The following is a 17,199-nucleotide window of genomic DNA, read 5'->3' as shown; positions in this document are numbered from 1 at the left end:
AGGGCACGCGCCTTTGGGCGCACGCGTGTACGTCAGTCGGCGATCCCTTCGGGGATCGCCTTCTTGATGGGTGCGGCCAGGTCGACGAGCGAACCCGACCCGTCCCGCTGGACCCACTTCGTCGGCACGCTGACCTCGACGTACGCCCGGCGCAGACCCGAGGTGAAGCGGTACGACCCGTCGCCCTGCTTCTCCATGAGCCAGCCGACACCGTTCACCTCGCCGCTGAGCGCGTTCTCATCGCTCATCTTCGCGGGCCGTTCGACGCCGCAGCGCAGTATGATCGCCGGGCTTCCCCAGCCCGCGGTCAGCGCGGACCGGGGCTCGGGATCGTTCCGGTCGAGGCCGTCGATCTTCTTCGGCAGCACCTTGTCCAGGTTCTGGCACAGCTCGGTGACCTTCGCGTCCGGACTGGGAACCACGGCCGATGCGCCGTCGTCTGCTGAGGAGCAGCCCGTGGCGGCCATCAACAGAGCGAGAGCAGGCAGCCCGAAGAGAGCGGTGTGCCGGTGACAGGAGAAGTTCACCGGCCAAGGGTAGACGGGGGCTAGAGGTGCACCACCGGGCAGGTCAAGGTACGGGTGATGCCGTCCACTTGCTGGACTTTCGCGACCACCATGCGGCCGAGTTCGTCGACCGTGTCGGCCTGGGCGCGCACGATCACGTCGTACGGTCCTGTCACGTCCTCGGCCTGGATCACCCCCGGGATCTTGCTGATCGTTTCGGCGACGGTCGACGATTTGCCGACCTCCGTCTGGATCAGGATGTACGCCTGTACCACGGAACCTCCAGGGCGGCCACGAGGATCATGTGGGGAAAAGGAACGCCACGGTATCGCGTCGCCGCTCGCCACGGGGAGACCCGCGGTGGCTGGGGCTTGCGCGCCGGGGTGCACGGACTGCACAAGTTGACGGTCAACTCGACCGTACCGAGTACAGAGACGGCTCGCTACCGGGCACGGGTAGCGGCAGAGGGAGCAGTACGATCATGAAGGGCACCGTGGGCGAGTTGGGGGAGTTCGGGCTCATCAAGGAGCTCACTTCGCGTCTCACCACCACCCCGGCGGTCCGGGTCGGCCCCGGCGACGACGCCGCGGTGGTGGCAGCGCCCGACCGCAGGGTGGTGGCGAGCACCGACATCCTTCTGGAGGGGCGGCACTTCCGCCGCGACTGGTCCACTGCGTACGACGTCGGGCGCAAGGCGGCCGCACAGAACCTCGCGGACATCGCCGCGATGGGCGCCGTACCGACCGCGCTGCTGCTCGGCCTGGTCGTCCCGGCCGAACTCCCGGCCACCTGGCCCTCCGAGATGATGGACGGGCTGCGCGACGAGTGCCAGGTCGCGGGCGCGTCCGTGGTCGGCGGCGACGTCGTACGCGGCGACACCATCATGATCTCGATCACCGCGCTCGGCGACCTGCGCAACCACGAACCGGTCACCCGGGGCGGCGCCCAGCCCGGTGACGTGATCGCCGTGACGGGCTGGCTGGGCTGGTCCGCGGCCGGGCACGCGGTGCTCTCCCGGGGCTTCCGCTCACCGCGCGCCTTCGTCGAGGCCCACCGCCGCCCCGAGCCGCCGTACCACGCGGGTCCCGCCGCCGCCGGGCTCGGTGCGACGGCGATGTGCGACGTGAGCGACGGGCTGATCGCCGACCTGGGGCACATCGCCGAGGCGAGCAAGGTGCGCATCGACATCCGTTCGGGCGCGATCGACATCCCCTCCCAGATGAACGACATCGGCCAGGCCGTCGGCGTCGACCCCATCCAGTGGGTGCTGACCGGCGGGGAGGACCACGCGATCGTGGCGGCCTTCCCGCCGGACGTGAAGCTGCCCGCGCGCTGGAAGGTGATCGGCGAGGTCCTCAACCCCTCGGCGCTGCCCCAGGTCACGGTGGACGGCGCGCCCTGGACCAGCAAGGGCGGCTGGGACCACTTCGGCGACATCGAGTCGTAGCCGCCCACCCCGTCAGGCGGGGTATGCGCGGAGTTTGATGCCGGTGGCCGCCTTCTCGGTGAGCTTCTTGAAGAAGCCCGCCAGGAGGCGGGAGCTGAGCAGCCGGTACGCGCGGTCCCGGCTGCGGATGCGCCGTTCGGTCGGCGGCGCGAAGAACGGCCCCGCGTTGCCCGAGATCTTCTGGCAGCCCTTGGCGAAGTCCCGCACGCGGGTCTCGTACTCGGCGAAGGCGGTGCGGTGGTCGCCGCCCGCGAGGGCCAGCTCCCCGGCCAGGACGTACGCCCCGACGATCGCCACCCCGGTGCCCATGCCGCCCATCGTGGCCCCGTACCCGGCGTCCCCGAGCAGCACCACGCGGCCCCGGGTGAGCCGGTCGACATGGATCTGGGCGATCGCGTCGAAGTACAGGTCGTCGGCCCGCTCCAGAGCCTTGAGGACCCCCGGGGTCTCCCAGCCCATCCCCGCGAACCGCTCCGCCAGGATCCGCTTCTGCGCGGCCACGTCACGGCGGTCGAACTCCAGCTCCTGGGACCGGAAGACGAGCAGTGCGCCCGCCCGGTCCGGATCGCCGTCGTAGTTGCCGACGACCACCGCCCGTCCCGGTTCGCTGTACAGCTGCCCGGTGCGGTCGAGGCCCAGGTCGTTGGGGACTTTGAAGGCCGCCACGTAGTGGTCGAGGAAGCGCAGGTAGCGGGACTCCTCACCGAAGACGAGGCGCCGGGTGAGGGAGTGCAGTCCGTCGGCGCCCACGACGAGGTCGAAGCGGCGCGGGGCGCCGCGCTCGAAGGTCACGTCGACGCCTTCCGGGGTCTCGGTGAGGGTGGCGATCGAGTCCCCGAAGACGTACTCCGCCTTGTCCTTGGTGCGTTCGTACATGATCCGCGCCAGCTCACCGCGGAAGATCTCCACGTCGCCGCTCATCAGCTCGGCCGGCAGGTCCACGCGCGGGGTGCCGTCTGCGTCGACGACGGTCTGCCGGCCCATGTGGGTCTGATGGGCGTGGATCTCGTCCCAGATGCCCATGGCGGTCAGGACGGTCCGGTGGACGTGCCCCCGGAAGTCGACCGCGAATCCGCCGGCACGCAGGTCGGGTGCCTTCTCGACGACGGTGACGCGGGCGCCGTACCGGAGCAGGTTGAGGGCGACGGCGGGGCCCGCGACGCTGGCGCCGGAGACGAGGACGTGAAGGTGGGCGAGCTTTCGCGCCGGGTCGTCCGCCATGTTCTGTGTCGTGTTCGTTGTCATGGCCAGGAGCTTCGCGGGAGGCGCTGACCGTGCTCCTACCGTTCGCTGACCGTGTTCCCGGCCGCTGGTCAGCGCGGCTCCTGACGGTGGTGAGAGCCGTCGGTGAGTGCCGCCGCCCCGAGTGCGCGCCCCTGCCCAAAGGCCTTTTCGTACGCTTCAGGGGGCAGCTTTTCGCGGATGTCCCGCTCGATGCGTACGGCTTCGGGGTCGCCCAGCGGCGCGGCCCCGCGCAGACCGACGGCGGCGCCCAGCAGGACGGCGGCGCGCTCGGGGGAGCCGACGAGGGCCGCCAACGCCTCCGCTGACTCGGCGAGTTCCAGTACTCCGGGACTCTCGACGGCGAGGTCGGTGGCCTGGCGGGCGTAGTCGCGAGCCTCGTCGAGGCGCCCCTCCGCGGCGGCCGAGCGGCCCAGACCGATGAGGATGCGCACGGTCTCGCCGACGCTGAACCAGTTGGCCGCGCAGGACTCCAGGGCGCTCTCGTAGTGCACACGCGCGTGGCCGGTGTCCCCCGCGAGCCGAGCGGCGTCGCCCAGGCCCCGCAGGGCACCCGCCACCTTGTCGGCGAGGCCCACGGTGCGGGCCAGGGTCAGCGCCTGGCCGAAGTGCTCCTTCGCCGCGGCCAGTTCCCCCTGGTGCAGCAGCACGGTCGCACGGGTGCGCAGGAGGTCCGAGGTCTCCTCGGGGGCGGCCAACTCCCTGATGTACGAAAGCCCTTCGTCGAGCAGTTCGAGTGCGCGTCGGTGTTCCCCGCGCGAGTCGGCGAACATGCCCAGCGGGTCGAGACAGTTCGCCATGCCCCAGCGGTCCCCGGTCGTGCGAAAACCCCTCAAGGCCCGTGCGAACGACTCCTCGGACGCCGTCGGACGCCCCGCGAACTGCTCCTGGAAGCCCAGGCCGAGATCAAGAAGCGCCCGGCCCCACGTGTCGTTCCCGACCTGTGCCCGCACCCGGTCGTTGGCGTGGGGCCGAGGCCCGCCCGACACCGACCACAGCACCACGGCGAAGGGCAGCCGCAGCGGGCCGGGCAGTCCGGCCAGCAGGGCTTCCACCGTGCTTTCGGGCAGGGTGCCCGGTCCTTCAGGACCGGGGTGATTGCCTGCTCCCGCGGAGCGGGGCAGGGGAAGCCGAATCGCCGTCAGAGCGATTCGGCGTCGTGGTGCGTGGCGCTGAGGGTGGCCACGCACAGGCGGTGGTGACGGGGAGTTGAGATCCGGTGGTGAGTGACCGCCCCCGGAGCGGCAGCCGGGGCGGTCACTCACACGGGTGGTGTTGATCGATGGTGCGCGCGGGTGGGGAACGTGCGGGCTAGGTTTGCGGCATGGCACGGTTTCGGATGTATCCGACGAGCGAGCAGGCGGAGCGGATGCTGCTGCACTGCGCGCACGCCCGGTATGTCTGGAATCTGGCTGTCGAGCAGCACGGGCACCGGAAGCCGGGTCGCACGTCCGCGCCCGGTTTTGCGGAGCAGTGCCGCCAGCTCACCGAGGCCCGGCGTGACCATGAGTGGCTGGCCGCCGGGAACGCCGATGTGCAGCAGCAGGCCCTGAAGGACTTCGCCAGGGCCAAGAACGCCCGCTTCACCTCCGGCTTCGGTGAGCCGACCTGGCGCAGGAAGTACCAGCACGAGGGCTTTCGTGTCATCGGCACCGACCGTGTACCCGAGTACGGGCCGGACGGCAGCCCGAAACTGAACCAGAAGACCGGTAAGCAGGTCATGGGCCGCTTGGTGGTCGTGCAGAAGCTCAACCGGCGGTGGGCGCAGGTCAAGGTGCCCGCCTGCGGCTGGGTGCGCTTCCGCCTCAGCGCCCAGGGCAAGGGCGCGCGGCTTCCCGCTGCGAAGACGTTCCGGGTCACCTGCCGAGGCGGTCAGTGGCACATCGCGTTCGCGGTCGTCCCCGAGCCGACTCCCGCGCCCGGCACGGGCGAGGTCATCGGTATCGACCGGGGTGTGAAGATCACGGCGGCCCTGTCGGACGGGCGGAAGCTGAACTGCCCGCAGCTCACGGTCAAGGAGCGGGCACAAATCCGCAAGCACGAGCGCCGCGCGGCCCGGGCCCCCAAGGGCAGCGCTCTCAAGGCCGCCGCGTACGCGAAGGTCGCCGGACTCAAGGCACGCGAGGTGAACCGGCGCAAGGACTGGTGCGAGAAGACCAGCACCATGCTCGCCCGCACCTACGACCTGGTGCGGTTCGAGAAGCTGAACATCAAGAACATGACCCGCTCCGTGAAGGGGACGGTCGAACAGCCCGGCAGGAACGTCAGGCAGAAGGCCGGGCTGAACCGGGGCATCCTCGCTCAGGGCTGGGGCCTGCTGCGGCAACGCACGAAGCACAAGGCCCCGGGCCGGGTCGAGGACGTCCCGGCACCCTTTACCTCTCTGCGGTGCTCCGCCTGCGGGTGGATCGAGAAGAAGTCGCGCAAGAGCCAAGCCGACTTCGTCTGTGTGTCCTGCGGGTTCACCTGCAACGCGGACGAGAACGCAGCGAACAATGTCGCGGCAGGACAGGGCGGGTTTCCCCGCCCCCGGCGATCAGCCGGTGCCGGAGGGGCGACAGCGGCCACCGGCCGTTCGAGCGCCCGTGAACCTCAACCCACCCGGGTTGGAATCCCTGTCTCTTAAGAGGGGGAGGATGTCAAGTGATCCAGACGTTCCTGGTCGGCCAAGTCGTCGCCCTCGCCGGAGACCGCGTTGATCAGGCACAGGACGTACTCCTCGGAGAGACCCGCCGGGGCCGCGCAGCCGCCAGAACCAGGAGAGCTCGGTCATCAGCCGCAGGGCGTTCGCGTGGTTGGCGCGTACGAGACGGCGCAGGGCCGTGTCCAGGTTGCCGTGCTCGGCGGTCAGCCGTCCGGCCCGCATCCAGGAGGAGCAGGGTGAGCAGCGCGCGGGGCGGGGGCCGCCAGGGTCCAGGGGGCTGCCGTCCGTGGTGCGGATCTCGACGGGGCCCAGGATGCCGAAGCGTATTCGGTAGATTCTGGCAGGTCCGGAAGGCGGGGGCTACGCGCGCGTGGGACACCGAATGCGACAAAGGTGCACGAAGACGGCAATATGAGGACGGCAGCACGAGGGTGACGGCGTGAGGGCGAGACACGAAGACGACAAAAAACCGGCCCACCGTGAGGTGGACCGGTTCTTAAGCGAACCAGCAGTGGCCGCGCGCTAGCGTTACGTCAGCGCGAGACCTTGCCGGCCTTGATGCACGAGGTGCAAGCGTTCACGCGCTTCGGCGTCCCGCCGACCACGGTACGGACGCGCTGGATGTTGGGGTTCCAGCGACGGGACGTACGGCGGTGCGAGTGCGAGATGTTGTTGCCGAAGCCCGGCCCCTTGCCGCAGACGTCGCAGTTGGCAGCCACGGGTCACTCCAAAGACTTCAGATGCTCTTACGGTTGATCCCGGCATGCCGGAATCGAGATCTAGGATCTGAGTGGCGGTGCCAGGGGGAAGACCCGATCGAATCGGGCAACTGGAGCAGCATACAACGACTGCGTCCGGAGAACGAAACTACCATGACTGCCCCCGGGGTCCGCCCCGGCCCTCCTCGGGGCCCACTACCGGCAGTAACGCATTCTGGGTCTACGCTGCGAGCCACGTCCAGAAGCTCAAGGAGGCGCAGGTGCCGCAGACATTGGATGCTCTCGCGGTGCGCACCTGGTGCGGCCTCGCGCTGGAGGCGCTGGGGCGGGCGCGCGAGGAGATCGACGCCATCAATGTCTACCCGGTCGCGGACGGGGACACCGGGACGAATCTGTATCTGACGGTGGAGTCGGCGGCAGCGGCGGTGGAGGCGGTTTTCGCGGGCTACGAGACGGTCGCGGCCGTAGTTCCCACAGGGTCCGCTCCGACTGGGGCCGTTTCCACGGGGGTCACGGGGGTCACAGGAGTCGGCGTGCCCACTCTCGCCGACACCGTGCGGGCGATGGCACACGGGGCGCTGATCGGGGCCCGAGGGAACTCCGGGACGATCCTCGCGCAGCTGCTGCGCGGCATGGCGCAGGTACTCGCCGCCGACGGCGATGCCGATGGTGAGGCCCATGGTGAGGCCGCTCACACCGACGGACAGGCCCTCCGGCTGGCCCTCCGACAGGCCGCCGACTCCGCGCGCGAGGCCGTCGCGCACCCCGTGGAGGGCACGGTCCTCACGGTCGCCGCGGCCGCCGCCGAGGCGGCCACCGGCACGGAAGGCGACTGCGGCACGGTCGCGTGCGCGGCGTACGAGGGAGCGCGGGCGGCCCTCGTGGCGACCCCCGGCCAGCTGGCCGTGCTGGAGCGCGCCGGTGTGGTCGACGCGGGTGGGCGAGGGCTGCTGGCGGTGCTGGAGGCGCTGGCGGAGACGTTCACGGGGGAGTCCCCGGGCGCCGGACGGGTGACAGGCGAGATCCACGCGCGCGTGCATGGCACGGACGGCGTGCACGACACGGACCGTGTGGATGTGGACGGTGCGTGCGTGGACGGGCGGCCGGGCGACGACGGTCCGGCCTTCGAGGTGACCTATCTGCTGGAGGCGGACGACGCGGCCGTGGCGCGGTTGCGGGCCCGGCTCGACCGCCTCGGCGACTCGCTCGTCGTGGTCGGCGGGGACGGGCTGTGGAACGTCCATGTGCACGTGGACGACGCCGGGGCCGCCGTGGAGGCGGGGGTCGAGGCCGGGCGGCCGTACCGGATCAGGATCACCCACTTCGGGCTCGGCGACGCCCATACGGCGGGCGCGGCGGGGCGGCCGCCCCGGGAGCGGGCGCAGCGGGCCGTCGTTGCGGTCGTGCCCGGCGAAGGGCTGGCCGGGCTGTACGCCGAGGCCGGGGCGACCACCGTGCTCGCGCGGCCCGGGGAACCCCCCGCGAGCGGGGAGCTCGTCGAAGCCGTACGCCGGGCCCACGCCCGCGAGGTGGTGTTGCTGCCCAATGACGCTGACCTGCGTCACACCGCGGCCGCCGCCGCCGAGCAGGCCCGTACGGAAGGCGTCCGGGTCGCGCTGATCCCGACCCGCTCGGCGGTCCAGGGCATCGCCGCGCTCGCCGTCCACGAGTCCGAACGTCGCTTCGACGAGGACGTCGTCGCCATGACCTCGGCGGCGGGCGCCACCCGCTATGCCGAGGTCGCCGTCGCCGAGCGTCAGTCCTGGACCATGGCCGGCATCTGCCAGGCCGGCGACGTCCTCGGGCTCATCGACGGCGATGTCGCCGTGATCGGCTCCGACATCACCGCCACCGCCGAAACCGTCCTCGACCGCATGCTCGCCGCCGGCGGGGAGATGGTGACCCTGGTCCTGGGCGACGAGGCTCCCGAGTCCATCGCCGCCCATCTCGAAGCGCGGGTCCGGGAGTCGTACTTGGCCGTGGACACGGTGGTGTACCGGGGCGGACGACAGGGAGCGTTGCTGCTGATCGGGGTGGAGTAGCCGCGGGACGCCGGCTCAGGACCGCGGGTGTGTTCTTCGGCCGCGGGTGGGCGCAGTTCCCCGCGCTCCTTGAGGGGCGCCGGCGCGCATCTTTCAGCCCGTCCGGCGTGTGAGGACGAGGCCGTTCAGGCCGAAACGGGGTCTGGGGGGCGAGAGACCTCCCCGCCCCCACCCGTCACTCGTCCCGCTGCTTCTCCATCACGCCCAGCATGTTCTCCGCCTCGGCCCGACGCGCCTCCGCGGTCTCCCCGTCCACCCCCGCGTACGCGGAAAGCACCGCACGCGCGCGTGCGGCCGCGGCCAAGGGCCGGAGCAGGTCGGCCTCCAGCCACCCCGCCGCGAGCTCGGCCCCGGTACGCGCGTCGAGGGCGTCGTCTCCGAGGGACGCGAAGACGGAGACGGCCTGCGTGAAGTGGGCCAGCGCCTCCTCCGCGTCGTCCGGAACGGAACGGGCGACGAGGTCACCGAACTGCCGGTGGGTGTGACCGAGTTCGGCGACAAGGCGATGACGGGCCTCCGCGGCATCCGAGCCCTCCACAGCCTCGGCCCCGACGGAGGACGACACCGCCCGAAGCCCCTCCTCGCACTCCCGCACCGCCGCCGACATCAACTCCCGCGCCACGTCCAGCCCCGAGTCCGTGCGCAACGCGACCCACGCCCGGGCCCGCAGCGAGCGGATCAGCCCGTGGACGTTGCCGAGGGAACGCCACAGATCACCGGCGCGCGCGTACGCCTGCTCGGCCTGCGCGGGCATGTCGGCGTGGCCGAGCGCCTCGGCGGCGAGATGGGCGAGCATCGCGTGGTCGCGCTGTTCGGGCCAGTGCTCGGCGATGTCGGCGGCCCGCAGCCAGTGCTCGGCCGCCGCACGGTGTTCGCCGAGTTCGGTGAGACAGTCGCCGAGCCACCACCGCGTCTGCACGATCGCACCGTCGCCGTGCATGTCGGCGGTCAGATCGGGCAGCGCCGACTCCAGGATCTCCGCGGCCTCGGCCCACCGCCCCTGACGCAGCAGGAAACCGCCGAGCTGGTGCCGGGCCCAGGCGCCCAGCGTGGGCCCCTCGCCCGCCTCGTCGGCCCAGTGCGCGGCCTCCAGGGCGTGTTCCGCGGCCGGGCCGGACTGCCCGGTGGAGCCGAGGACCTCGGCGAGCTGAAGGTGCAGCTGCGCGTGCCCCATCGGCTCCAGGCGAGGCCCCGCGTGCTCCAGCGCCGCGCGCGCGGCCCGCTCGGCCCCTTCCGCGTCGCCCAGGTGCCCGGCGATCCCGGCGAGCCGGGACTCGTACTCCACGGCGAACCACGGCAACCCCGCCGCCACGAACGCCTCCGCGGCCTGCCCCAGCAGCTCCGCGGCGGCCTCGGCGTCTCCGGCGTGCGCCGCGAGCTCTCCGAGCATCGCCCGCGCCTCCGCGGCCCGCGAGGCCATCCGCACGTCCGAGACATGTGGCTCGGCCAGCGTCAGCAGTTCCCGCACGGCCGCCTCCGCGGCGCGCACGACCTCGTCTCCGGCGGCCCCGGAATCGGCCGCCCGGGAAGCCGTCGCCCCCGACTCGTCCTCGCTCGCGTCCTCCTGCACCAACCGCATCAATATCCGCGCCCGCCCCACCAGCACGGACGCCGCCTGGGACACCCCCGTCCCGCCGTCCGCGAGAAGGGCGAGCACGCCCTCGTGCAGCTCCGAGACGGTCGCGAGCGCCTCCTCGGGCCCGCCGGTGAGGGCGAGCACGTACGCGGCGCGGGCACGGGCCGCGAGCGCCTCGCCCGGGTCGCCCGCCTCGGCGTAGAGCTCGGCGGCCTCATGGAAGAGCTCGATGCCCTCGGGACCGCGCTCCATCGCCGCGTGGTCGGCGATCTCCGCGCGGTCGCGGACGTCCAGCTCCCGGCCCTCGGCGGCCCGTGCGACCGCCGCCCAGGCCTCGACGGCGTCCGGGCTCCGGGTCGCGGACAGCCGCCGGGCCTCGGCGAGCAGCGCCGAGAGCGAGGACGGGTCCGAGCCGACACCCGACTCCACGACGGCGGCCGACGAGTGCGCCGAAGCCGAAGCCGAAGCCGAAGCCGAGCCCGACCGTGGCACCTGCCGCGCGGACCGGGACCGCACCCCCAACGGCAACCGCTCCACCAACGGCCGCTGGTCCATGCGCCCACGAGCCCGCTCACTGACGTACGGCGTGCCGTTGCGCGCGTCGAAGAGCGCTGCCAGGGAAAGCGCCTCCCCGCGCGCGTGGACGGCGAGCCCGCTCGCGGTCCAGGTCCGGCCGGCCGGTCCCGGCACCGGCTGATCGCCGAGGCCGAGTTCGGTCACACGGTCCATGAGCAGGGCCGTCACGGCCATGAAGTCGAGTTTGCTGCGCGGGTCCCCGGAGTCGGTGAAGTAGGCGGGGCGCTCCGCGAGCAGTTCCAGGGCGCGCGCCTCGTTGCCGGAGAGCGCGCAGAACTCCACGTGGTCCGCGTACGCGCCGCGCATGCTCTCCATGGGGCGCACCAGCCGGAAGCCCCGCAGATGATGGGCACGGGCCTCGTCCGGGCGGCCCAGACGCAGCAGGGGGAGCAGCGAGGACGCCAGGACGGTGTGCGGCTCGTGGGCGCAGGTGTACTCGCCCTCCAGGACCGGCCGCCACAGTTCGAGTGCTTCCTCGTCGGCGTCGCGCTCCGCCTGCCACCACCCCTGGCTGTGCAGTTCGCACGCGTGGCAGTCGGCCATGGTGTCCCGGTCGGCGGCCAGCCAGGCGGTGTACGCCCGCTCGGCGCGCGCCAGGTCGCCCACGTGCGCGGCGACGCTGAACTCGGCGCCCCGCACGGCCCGTTCGGAGTGACCGGCGAGCCGGTAGCGGTGCTCCATCTCGCCGAGCCACTTCTCTATGGAGGCGAGCGGGATGTGCGGCTGGTCGAGCATGCCGGCCGACATCCACTTGAAGACCCAGTGCAGGGAGTGCGTCTCGTACTCGTCGAAGTCCTCGGGGCGCTCGTCCCACATGCGCAGCAGGCGCGCGAAGGGGACGAACATCTTGTCCTTCTCGGAGCTGTAGTTGTAGACCTTCAGCTGGTGTCCGAGCGCCTCGATCACGGCGAGCGGGATGTTCAGCTTCTCGGCCTCGACGAGCAGTTGCTCCGAGCGCGCGTTGCGGGCGGGCCCCTCCGGCTGCTCCTGGTTGTCCGCCATCGCCTGGCGCAGGGTGTCGAAGTCCATGCCCATGGCCTGGCTCATCGCAGATCGTCCTTCCCGGGCTCGGTGTGGGTGGCCCACTCCAGGAGGCCGATGAACGCGCGGTTGAGGAGCGCGGAGTCGGCGGGCCGCAGGGGGCGCTGCGCCATGAGGAGGGCCTGTCCGTAGAGGGACTCCGTGGCGGTGCCTATCAGCTCCGGGTCGCGCAGTGAACTGATCCTTCGGATCAGTGGGTTGAGGTGGTTGAGGACCAGGCGGGCGCGGGGCGCGCTGCCGCGCAGCGAGCCGAGAATGCCCGCCCACAGGTCGTCGGCCTGTTCCTCGGCCTCCGCGCGGGCCTGCTCGTGGCGGGCCGCCCGGTCGTCCAGGTGCAGGGCGGGCACGGAGAGCGGGTGGAAGGCGCGCAGCACCACGTCGCAGCCCAGGGGGTCGAGCTTGGCCCGCGCGGCCATCAGGAAGCCCGAGAGAGCCAGTTCCTCGGCCGGGTCGACCGTGTCCAGGTGCGCCGTCACGGTGTCGGCGTCCAGCTCCGAGACGACCGCACCCGGGCGCACCGACGGCAGCGCCTCCACCAGCTCGCTGTCGTACGTGTAGCCGCCGTTGATCACTCCGATGCCCTGCGCGGAGGCGATGGGCGCGACCTGCCGGTACTCCTCCACGGTCCGCGTGAAGTGCACCACCGGGTGGCGCAGCGCGAACTCCTCCAGGGACAGCCGTCCGTCGGTCGTCTCGAAGGGCAGCCACGGCAGCATCGTGCGCAGCATCTCGTTGTCGTGCCGCGCCAGGGACTTCACGCCCAGGTGGTGCACCGACAGGAAGGCCGCCAGGCGCTCCGGGTCGCCCGCCGCGAGCCCCGTCAGCCACGACCGGATGCGCTCGCCCAGTGCCTCGCGCACGGTCGCCAGGGTCTCGTCCTCGTACAGCGACTCGCGCGAGGCGGTGGGCCGCAGACTGTCCGTGTCCAGGACACAGCGCACGAAGAACGCCCAGTCGGGCAGCAGCTGTTCGGCCCGCTCGGTGAGCAGCATGCCCTTCAGGTGCACCCGGTGGCTCGCGCGCTGGGCGGGGCTGACCGCGGACGGCAGGACGTACGCCACGCCACGGACCCCGGCGAGTGGCACGTTCAGGTCGATCGTGTCCAGCGGAGTGAAGCCGAACAGGTCGTGGCAGTGGCGGGCCAGGGCCACCCTGCGGGTGGTGGGGCTCGGGTAGGTGCGGTCCCAGGGTGCCGGGAGGTCCGCGATCGCCTCGTCGCCGACGCGTACGTCGTACGGCAGCAGCGAGCCGAAGTCCCGGGCCAGGGAACGGACCCGGTCCTCGGCGAGCCATTCGCCGGCTCCGGCGCGCGCCACCAGGTGCACGGTGGTCCCCGGTTCGGGACGGGCCTCGTGCGGCAGTGTGCGCACGGTGTACGAGCCGTCGTCGGTCGCGGTCCACTCCACGGGCGCGGCGTCGGGCGTACGCGCGCTGCGGCTGACGACGCGGATGCGTTCGGCGACCACGAAGCACGCCAGCAACCCGATGCCGAACTGGCCCAGGAAGTCGGAGCGCGCCGCCTGCAGGCCGTCCTCCCGCTTGGAACTGCGGCCGATCGTCGCGAGGAGGCTGTGCACGTCGGACTCGGTGAGCCCGACACCGGAGTCCTCCACACGCAGGGTGCCGCCCTCGGCGTACAGGCGCACGGCGGCCGGGGCGTCCGGCTGCTCGGCCCGCCGGGCGGTGATCGCGTCCACGGCGTTCTGCAGCAGTTCGCGCAGGTAGACCTTGGGACTGGAGTAGAGGTGATGGGAGAGCAGGTCCACCAGACCACGCAGGTCGACCTGGAAGGTGTGAGGTGACTGGGATGCCTGTGATGACTGTGAGGTCTGGGAGTCCATCGTCGCTGCGCCGAGGGTGGGGGGACGTGCGACGGCGCGGGGTCGGGCGGTCCCGGGGGACGGTGACCGCGAAGAGGGCCGGAGCGCGTCATCCTAGGCCCGGAACGAGCCGCCTGACCAGCGGATTTCCAAGACGTATACGGCAATGTCAGTGGTGTGGTGTGCAATGGATCTCGTGCCCGCGCTCGATGAACCACTGAAGAAGGTGCTCGGTCCCCCCACCGCGAAGGTGATGGCCGAGCACCTCGGCCTGCACACCGTCGGCGACCTGCTGCACCACTACCCGCGTAGATACGAGGAGCGCGGGCAGCTCACCCACCTCGCCGACCTGCCCATGGACGAGCACGTCACGGTGGTCGCCCAGGTCGCCGACGCGCGCCTGCACAGTTTCGCCTCGTCCAAGGCACCCCGCGGCAAGGGCCAGCGACTCGAAGTGACCATCACCGACGGCAGCGGCCGCCTCCAGCTGGTCTTCTTCGGCAACGGGGTGCACAAGCCCCACAAGGACCTGCTGCCCGGCACCCGCGCGATGTTCTCGGGCAAGGTCTCCGTCTTCAACCACCGCCTCCAGCTGGCTCATCCGGCCTACGAGCCGCTGCGCGCCGACAGCGACGACGCCGCCGAGACCGTCGACTCCTGGGCGGGCGCGCTCATCCCGATCTACCCGGCCACCGCCAAGCTGGAGTCCTGGAAGATCGCCAAATCCGTGCAGACGGTGCTGCTCAGCGCCCAGGAGGCCGTCGACCCGCTGCCGGACTCCCTCCGGGACGGTCGCGGCCTGGTCTCCCTCCCCGAGGCCCTCCTGAAGATCCACCGCCCGCACACCAAGGCGGACATCGACGACGCCCGCGCCCGCCTCAAGTGGGACGAGGCCTTCGTCCTCCAGGTCGCCCTGGCCCGCCGCCGCCACGCCGACGCCCAACTCCCCGCCGTGGCCCGCCTCCCCAAGCCGGACGGACTGCTGACCGCCTTCGACGCCAAGCTGCCCTTCACCCTCACCGAGGGCCAGCAGAAGGTCTCCAAGGAGATCTTCGACGACCTCGCCACCGAGCACCCGATGCACCGGCTGCTCCAGGGAGAGGTCGGCTCCGGGAAGACGATGGTCGCCCTGCGTGCCATGCTCGCCGTCGTCGACGCGGGCGGGCAGGCCGCGATGCTCGCGCCCACCGAGGTGCTCGCCCAGCAGCACCACCGGTCGATCACCGAGATGATGGGCGAGCTGGCCGAGGGCGGCATGCTCGGCGGGTCCGAGCACTCCACCAAGGTCGTGCTGCTCACCGGATCCATGGGGGCCGCGGCGCGGCGGCAGGCGCTGCTCGACCTGGTCACCGGTGAGGCCGGGATCGTGATCGGCACGCATGCGCTGATCGAGGACAAGGTGCAGTTCCACGACCTGGGCCTGGTCGTGGTGGACGAGCAGCACCGCTTCGGTGTCGAGCAGCGCGACGCCCTGCGCGGCAAGGGCAAGCAGCCCCCGCACCTTCTGGTGATGACCGCCACGCCCATTCCCCGCACGGTCGCGATGACCGTCTTCGGCGACCTGGAGACCTCGGTCCTCGACCAGCTCCCCGCCGGGCGTTCGCCGATCGCCAGCCATGTCGTCCCGGCCGCCGACAAGCCGCACTTCCTCGCGCGCGCGTGGGAGCGCGTGCGCGAAGAAGTGGAGAACGGCCATCAGGCGTACGTGGTCTGCCCCCGCATCGGCGACGACGTCGATGAACCCGGCGACCCGAAGAAGACCAGGAAGAAGTCCCCCGAGGACGAGGCCGAGAAGCGCCCGCCGCTCGCCGTCCTCGACATCGCCGACCAGCTCGCCAAGGGACCCCTCCAAGGGCTCAGGGTCGAGGTCCTGCACGGCCGTATGCAGCCCGACGACAAGGACGCCGTGATGCGCCGCTTCGCCGCGGGCGAGACGGACGTCCTGGTCGCCACGACGGTGATCGAGGTCGGGGTGAACGTGCCGAACGCCACGGCCATGGTGATCATGGACGCCGACCGGTTCGGCGTGTCCCAGCTGCACCAGTTGCGCGGCCGCGTCGGCCGTGGCTCCGCCGCCGGACTCTGTCTCCTGGTCAGCGAGATGCCGGAGGCGAGCCCGGCCCGCCAGCGGCTGACCGCGGTGGCGTCCACGCTCGACGGCTTCGAGCTCTCCCGCATCGACCTCGAACAGCGCCGTGAGGGCGATGTCCTCGGCCAGGCCCAGTCCGGCGTCCGCTCCTCGCTGCGGATGCTCGCCGTCATCGAGGACGAGGAGATCATCGCCGAGGCCCGCGAGGAGGCCGCCGCGGTCGTCGCCGCGGACCCCGAGCTCACCGCCCTCCCCGGCCTGCGCACGGCCCTGGAGGCCCTTCTCGACGAGGAGCGCGAGCAGTATCTCGACAAGGGCTGAGAGACTGGCCCTGACACACTCCGAGCGCAAAGGACCCTCATGACCCGCGTGATCGCCGGCCGGGCCGGCGGACGCCGTCTGGCCGTCCCGCCGGGTACCGGCACCCGCCCCACCTCCGACCGGGCGCGCGAGGGCCTCTTCTCCACCTGGCAGTCCCTGCTCGGCGGCCCGCTGGAGGGCGAGCGCGTCCTCGACCTGTACGCGGGCTCGGGCGCCGTCGGCCTGGAGGCGCTCAGCCGCGGCGCCGGCCACGCCCTCCTCGTCGAGGCCGACGCCCGCGCGGCCCGGATCATCCGCGAAAACGTGAAAACGCTCGGTCTGCCCGGCGCCGAAGTCAGATCGGGCAAAGCGGAGCAGATCATCCAGGGACCGGAGCCGGCGGATCCGTACGACCTGGTCTTCCTCGATCCGCCGTATGCCGTCTCCGACGGCGATCTTCGCGAGATTCTGCTCACACTACGGACGCAGGGCTGGCTCGCGGGCGAAGCGCTCGTCACCGTTGAGCGCAGCACCAGAGGCGGCGAATTCGGCTGGCCGGACGGTTTCGACGCGATCCGGGCCCGTCGTTACGGCGAGGGGACGTTTTGGTACGGTCGCGCCGCCGCTACGTGCGAAGACGCACGATGACCGGACCGGAGAGCGAGGGACCACAGTTGCGCCGCGCCGTCTGTCCGGGGTCATTCGACCCCATCACCAATGGACATCTCGACATCATCGCCCGCGCTTCCAGGCTCTACGACGTCGTGCACGTCGTGGTGATGATCAATCAGTCGAAGCAGGGCCTGTTCACCGTCGACGAGCGGATCGAGCTGATCCGCGAGGTCACCGCCGAGTTCGGCAACGTGCAGGTCGAGGCCTACCACGGGCTCCTTGTCGACTTCTGCAAACAGCGCGACATCCCCGCCATCGTCAAGGGTCTGCGCGCGGTCAGCGACTTCGACTACGAACTCCAGATGGCCCAGATGAACAACGGCCTCTCGGGTGTCGAGACGCTGTTCATCCCGACCAGCCCCACGTACAGCTTCCTGTCCTCCTCGCTCGTGAAGGAGGTCGCACAGTGGGGCGGCGACATCTCCCACCTGGTGCCGGAGGTGGTCCTGGAGGCGCTCAAGGGGCGGCTCGGAAAGAGCTGAGCGCCTGACAGTGCGTCACCCGGTGTCGGGCGGGGCGGGAGTG

At 71.5% G+C, this 17,199-nt stretch carries 13 protein-coding genes; 6 read left to right on the top strand and 7 right to left on the bottom strand.

The window, feature by feature from the left end; all coding sequences use genetic code 11:
• Positions 1 to 32: 32 nt before the first annotated feature.
• Positions 33 to 527 carry a DUF3515 domain-containing protein gene (locus tag OG568_RS17295; RefSeq protein ID WP_266586109.1) on the bottom strand — a complete coding sequence of 165 codons (495 nt, stop codon included), beginning with the start codon at positions 525 to 527 and terminating at the stop codon, positions 33 to 35.
• 20 nt (positions 528 to 547) lie between these two features.
• Positions 548 to 781, bottom strand: coding sequence for an Lrp/AsnC family transcriptional regulator (locus OG568_RS17290; protein WP_059131736.1), 234 nt, complete (start codon positions 779 to 781; stop codon positions 548 to 550).
• Between the two features lie 206 nt (positions 782 to 987).
• Here OG568_RS17290 and OG568_RS17285 point away from each other — a divergent pair, with 206 nt between their 5' ends.
• Positions 988 to 1,953, top strand: a complete 966-nt coding sequence (locus OG568_RS17285) for a thiamine-phosphate kinase (RefSeq protein WP_054235392.1) — start codon at positions 988 to 990, stop codon at positions 1,951 to 1,953.
• 12 nt (positions 1,954 to 1,965) lie between these two features.
• Here the strand turns inward: OG568_RS17285 and OG568_RS17280 are convergent, their stop codons facing one another.
• On the bottom strand, positions 1,966 to 3,198 hold the full coding sequence (locus OG568_RS17280; protein WP_329532237.1) for an FAD-dependent monooxygenase: 1,233 nt from the start codon (positions 3,196 to 3,198) through the stop codon (positions 1,966 to 1,968).
• 68 nt (positions 3,199 to 3,266) lie between these two features.
• Entirely contained in the window at positions 3,267 to 4,250 is a 984-nt protein-coding gene (locus OG568_RS17275) for a tetratricopeptide repeat protein (protein WP_329532236.1), read from the bottom strand.
• A 269-nt stretch (positions 4,251 to 4,519) separates the two neighbouring features.
• On the opposite strand from OG568_RS17275, the gene OG568_RS17270 reads away from it, so the two are divergent.
• A complete protein-coding gene (locus OG568_RS17270) occupies positions 4,520 to 5,821 on the top strand; it encodes an RNA-guided endonuclease InsQ/TnpB family protein (protein WP_329532235.1) in 1,302 nt (433 codons plus the stop codon).
• 551 nt (positions 5,822 to 6,372) lie between these two features.
• Here OG568_RS17270 and rpmB read toward each other — a convergent pair.
• The gene (gene rpmB, locus OG568_RS17265) at positions 6,373 to 6,558 is read right to left on the bottom strand and encodes a 50S ribosomal protein L28 (protein ID WP_003993230.1); all 186 of its coding nucleotides are present in this window, start codon (positions 6,556 to 6,558) and stop codon (positions 6,373 to 6,375) included.
• A 260-nt stretch (positions 6,559 to 6,818) separates the two neighbouring features.
• Here rpmB and OG568_RS17260 point away from each other — a divergent pair, with 260 nt between their 5' ends.
• Positions 6,819 to 8,600, top strand: a complete 1,782-nt coding sequence (locus OG568_RS17260; protein WP_329532234.1) for a DAK2 domain-containing protein — start codon at positions 6,819 to 6,821, stop codon at positions 8,598 to 8,600.
• A gap of 175 nt (positions 8,601 to 8,775) precedes the next feature.
• On the opposite strand, the gene OG568_RS17255 is transcribed toward OG568_RS17260, so the two are convergent.
• Together OG568_RS17255 and OG568_RS17250 are read right to left on the bottom strand one after the other, a co-directional pair.
• Positions 8,776 to 11,799: a tetratricopeptide repeat protein gene (locus tag OG568_RS17255; protein ID WP_329532233.1), complete on the bottom strand. Its 3,024-nt coding sequence runs from the start codon at positions 11,797 to 11,799 to the stop codon at positions 8,776 to 8,778.
• Complete coding sequence (locus tag OG568_RS17250) at positions 11,796 to 13,634, bottom strand: HSP90 family protein (RefSeq protein ID WP_329532232.1); 1,839 nt, start codon at positions 13,632 to 13,634, stop codon at positions 11,796 to 11,798. The genes OG568_RS17255 and OG568_RS17250 overlap by 4 nt, the downstream gene beginning before the upstream one ends.
• A 166-nt stretch (positions 13,635 to 13,800) precedes the next feature.
• On the opposite strand from OG568_RS17250, the gene recG reads away from it, so the two are divergent.
• Genes recG through coaD form a run of 3 tightly spaced genes read left to right on the top strand, consistent with a single transcriptional unit; the run spans position 13,801 to position 17,156 of the window.
• Positions 13,801 to 16,023 (top strand): ATP-dependent DNA helicase RecG, encoded by a 2,223-nt coding sequence (gene recG, locus OG568_RS17245; RefSeq protein WP_329532231.1) that lies wholly within the window; start codon positions 13,801 to 13,803, stop codon positions 16,021 to 16,023.
• A 39-nt stretch (positions 16,024 to 16,062) separates the two neighbouring features.
• On the top strand, positions 16,063 to 16,650 hold the full coding sequence (rsmD, locus tag OG568_RS17240; RefSeq protein ID WP_329532230.1) for a 16S rRNA (guanine(966)-N(2))-methyltransferase RsmD: 588 nt from the start codon (positions 16,063 to 16,065) through the stop codon (positions 16,648 to 16,650).
• Between the two features lie 26 nt (positions 16,651 to 16,676).
• The gene (gene coaD / locus OG568_RS17235; protein ID WP_180362364.1) at positions 16,677 to 17,156 is read left to right on the top strand and encodes a pantetheine-phosphate adenylyltransferase; all 480 of its coding nucleotides are present in this window, start codon (positions 16,677 to 16,679) and stop codon (positions 17,154 to 17,156) included.
• The last annotated feature ends 43 nt before the right edge of the window (positions 17,157 to 17,199 follow it).

The organism is Streptomyces sp. NBC_01450, assembly GCF_036227505.1.
GTDB lineage: Bacteria > Actinomycetota > Actinomycetes > Streptomycetales > Streptomycetaceae > Streptomyces.
Note: the sequence above shows the minus strand (reverse complement) of the source record. Positions and strands in the feature narration are given on the sequence as shown.

Coding starts and splice junctions, on each gene's coding strand:
- OG568_RS17280 (WP_329532237.1), bottom strand. CDS start 3,198: ATGACAACGAACACGACACAGAACATGGCGGACGACCCGGCGCGAAAG.
- recG (WP_329532231.1), top strand. CDS start 13,801: ATGGATCTCGTGCCCGCGCTCGATGAACCACTGAAGAAGGTGCTCGGT.
- rsmD (WP_329532230.1), top strand. CDS start 16,063: ATGACCCGCGTGATCGCCGGCCGGGCCGGCGGACGCCGTCTGGCCGTC.
- OG568_RS17250 (WP_329532232.1), bottom strand. CDS start 13,634: ATGGACTCCCAGACCTCACAGTCATCACAGGCATCCCAGTCACCTCAC.
- OG568_RS17255 (WP_329532233.1), bottom strand. CDS start 11,799: ATGAGCCAGGCCATGGGCATGGACTTCGACACCCTGCGCCAGGCGATG.
- OG568_RS17270 (WP_329532235.1), top strand. CDS start 4,520: ATGGCACGGTTTCGGATGTATCCGACGAGCGAGCAGGCGGAGCGGATG.
- OG568_RS17285 (WP_054235392.1), top strand. CDS start 988: ATGAAGGGCACCGTGGGCGAGTTGGGGGAGTTCGGGCTCATCAAGGAG.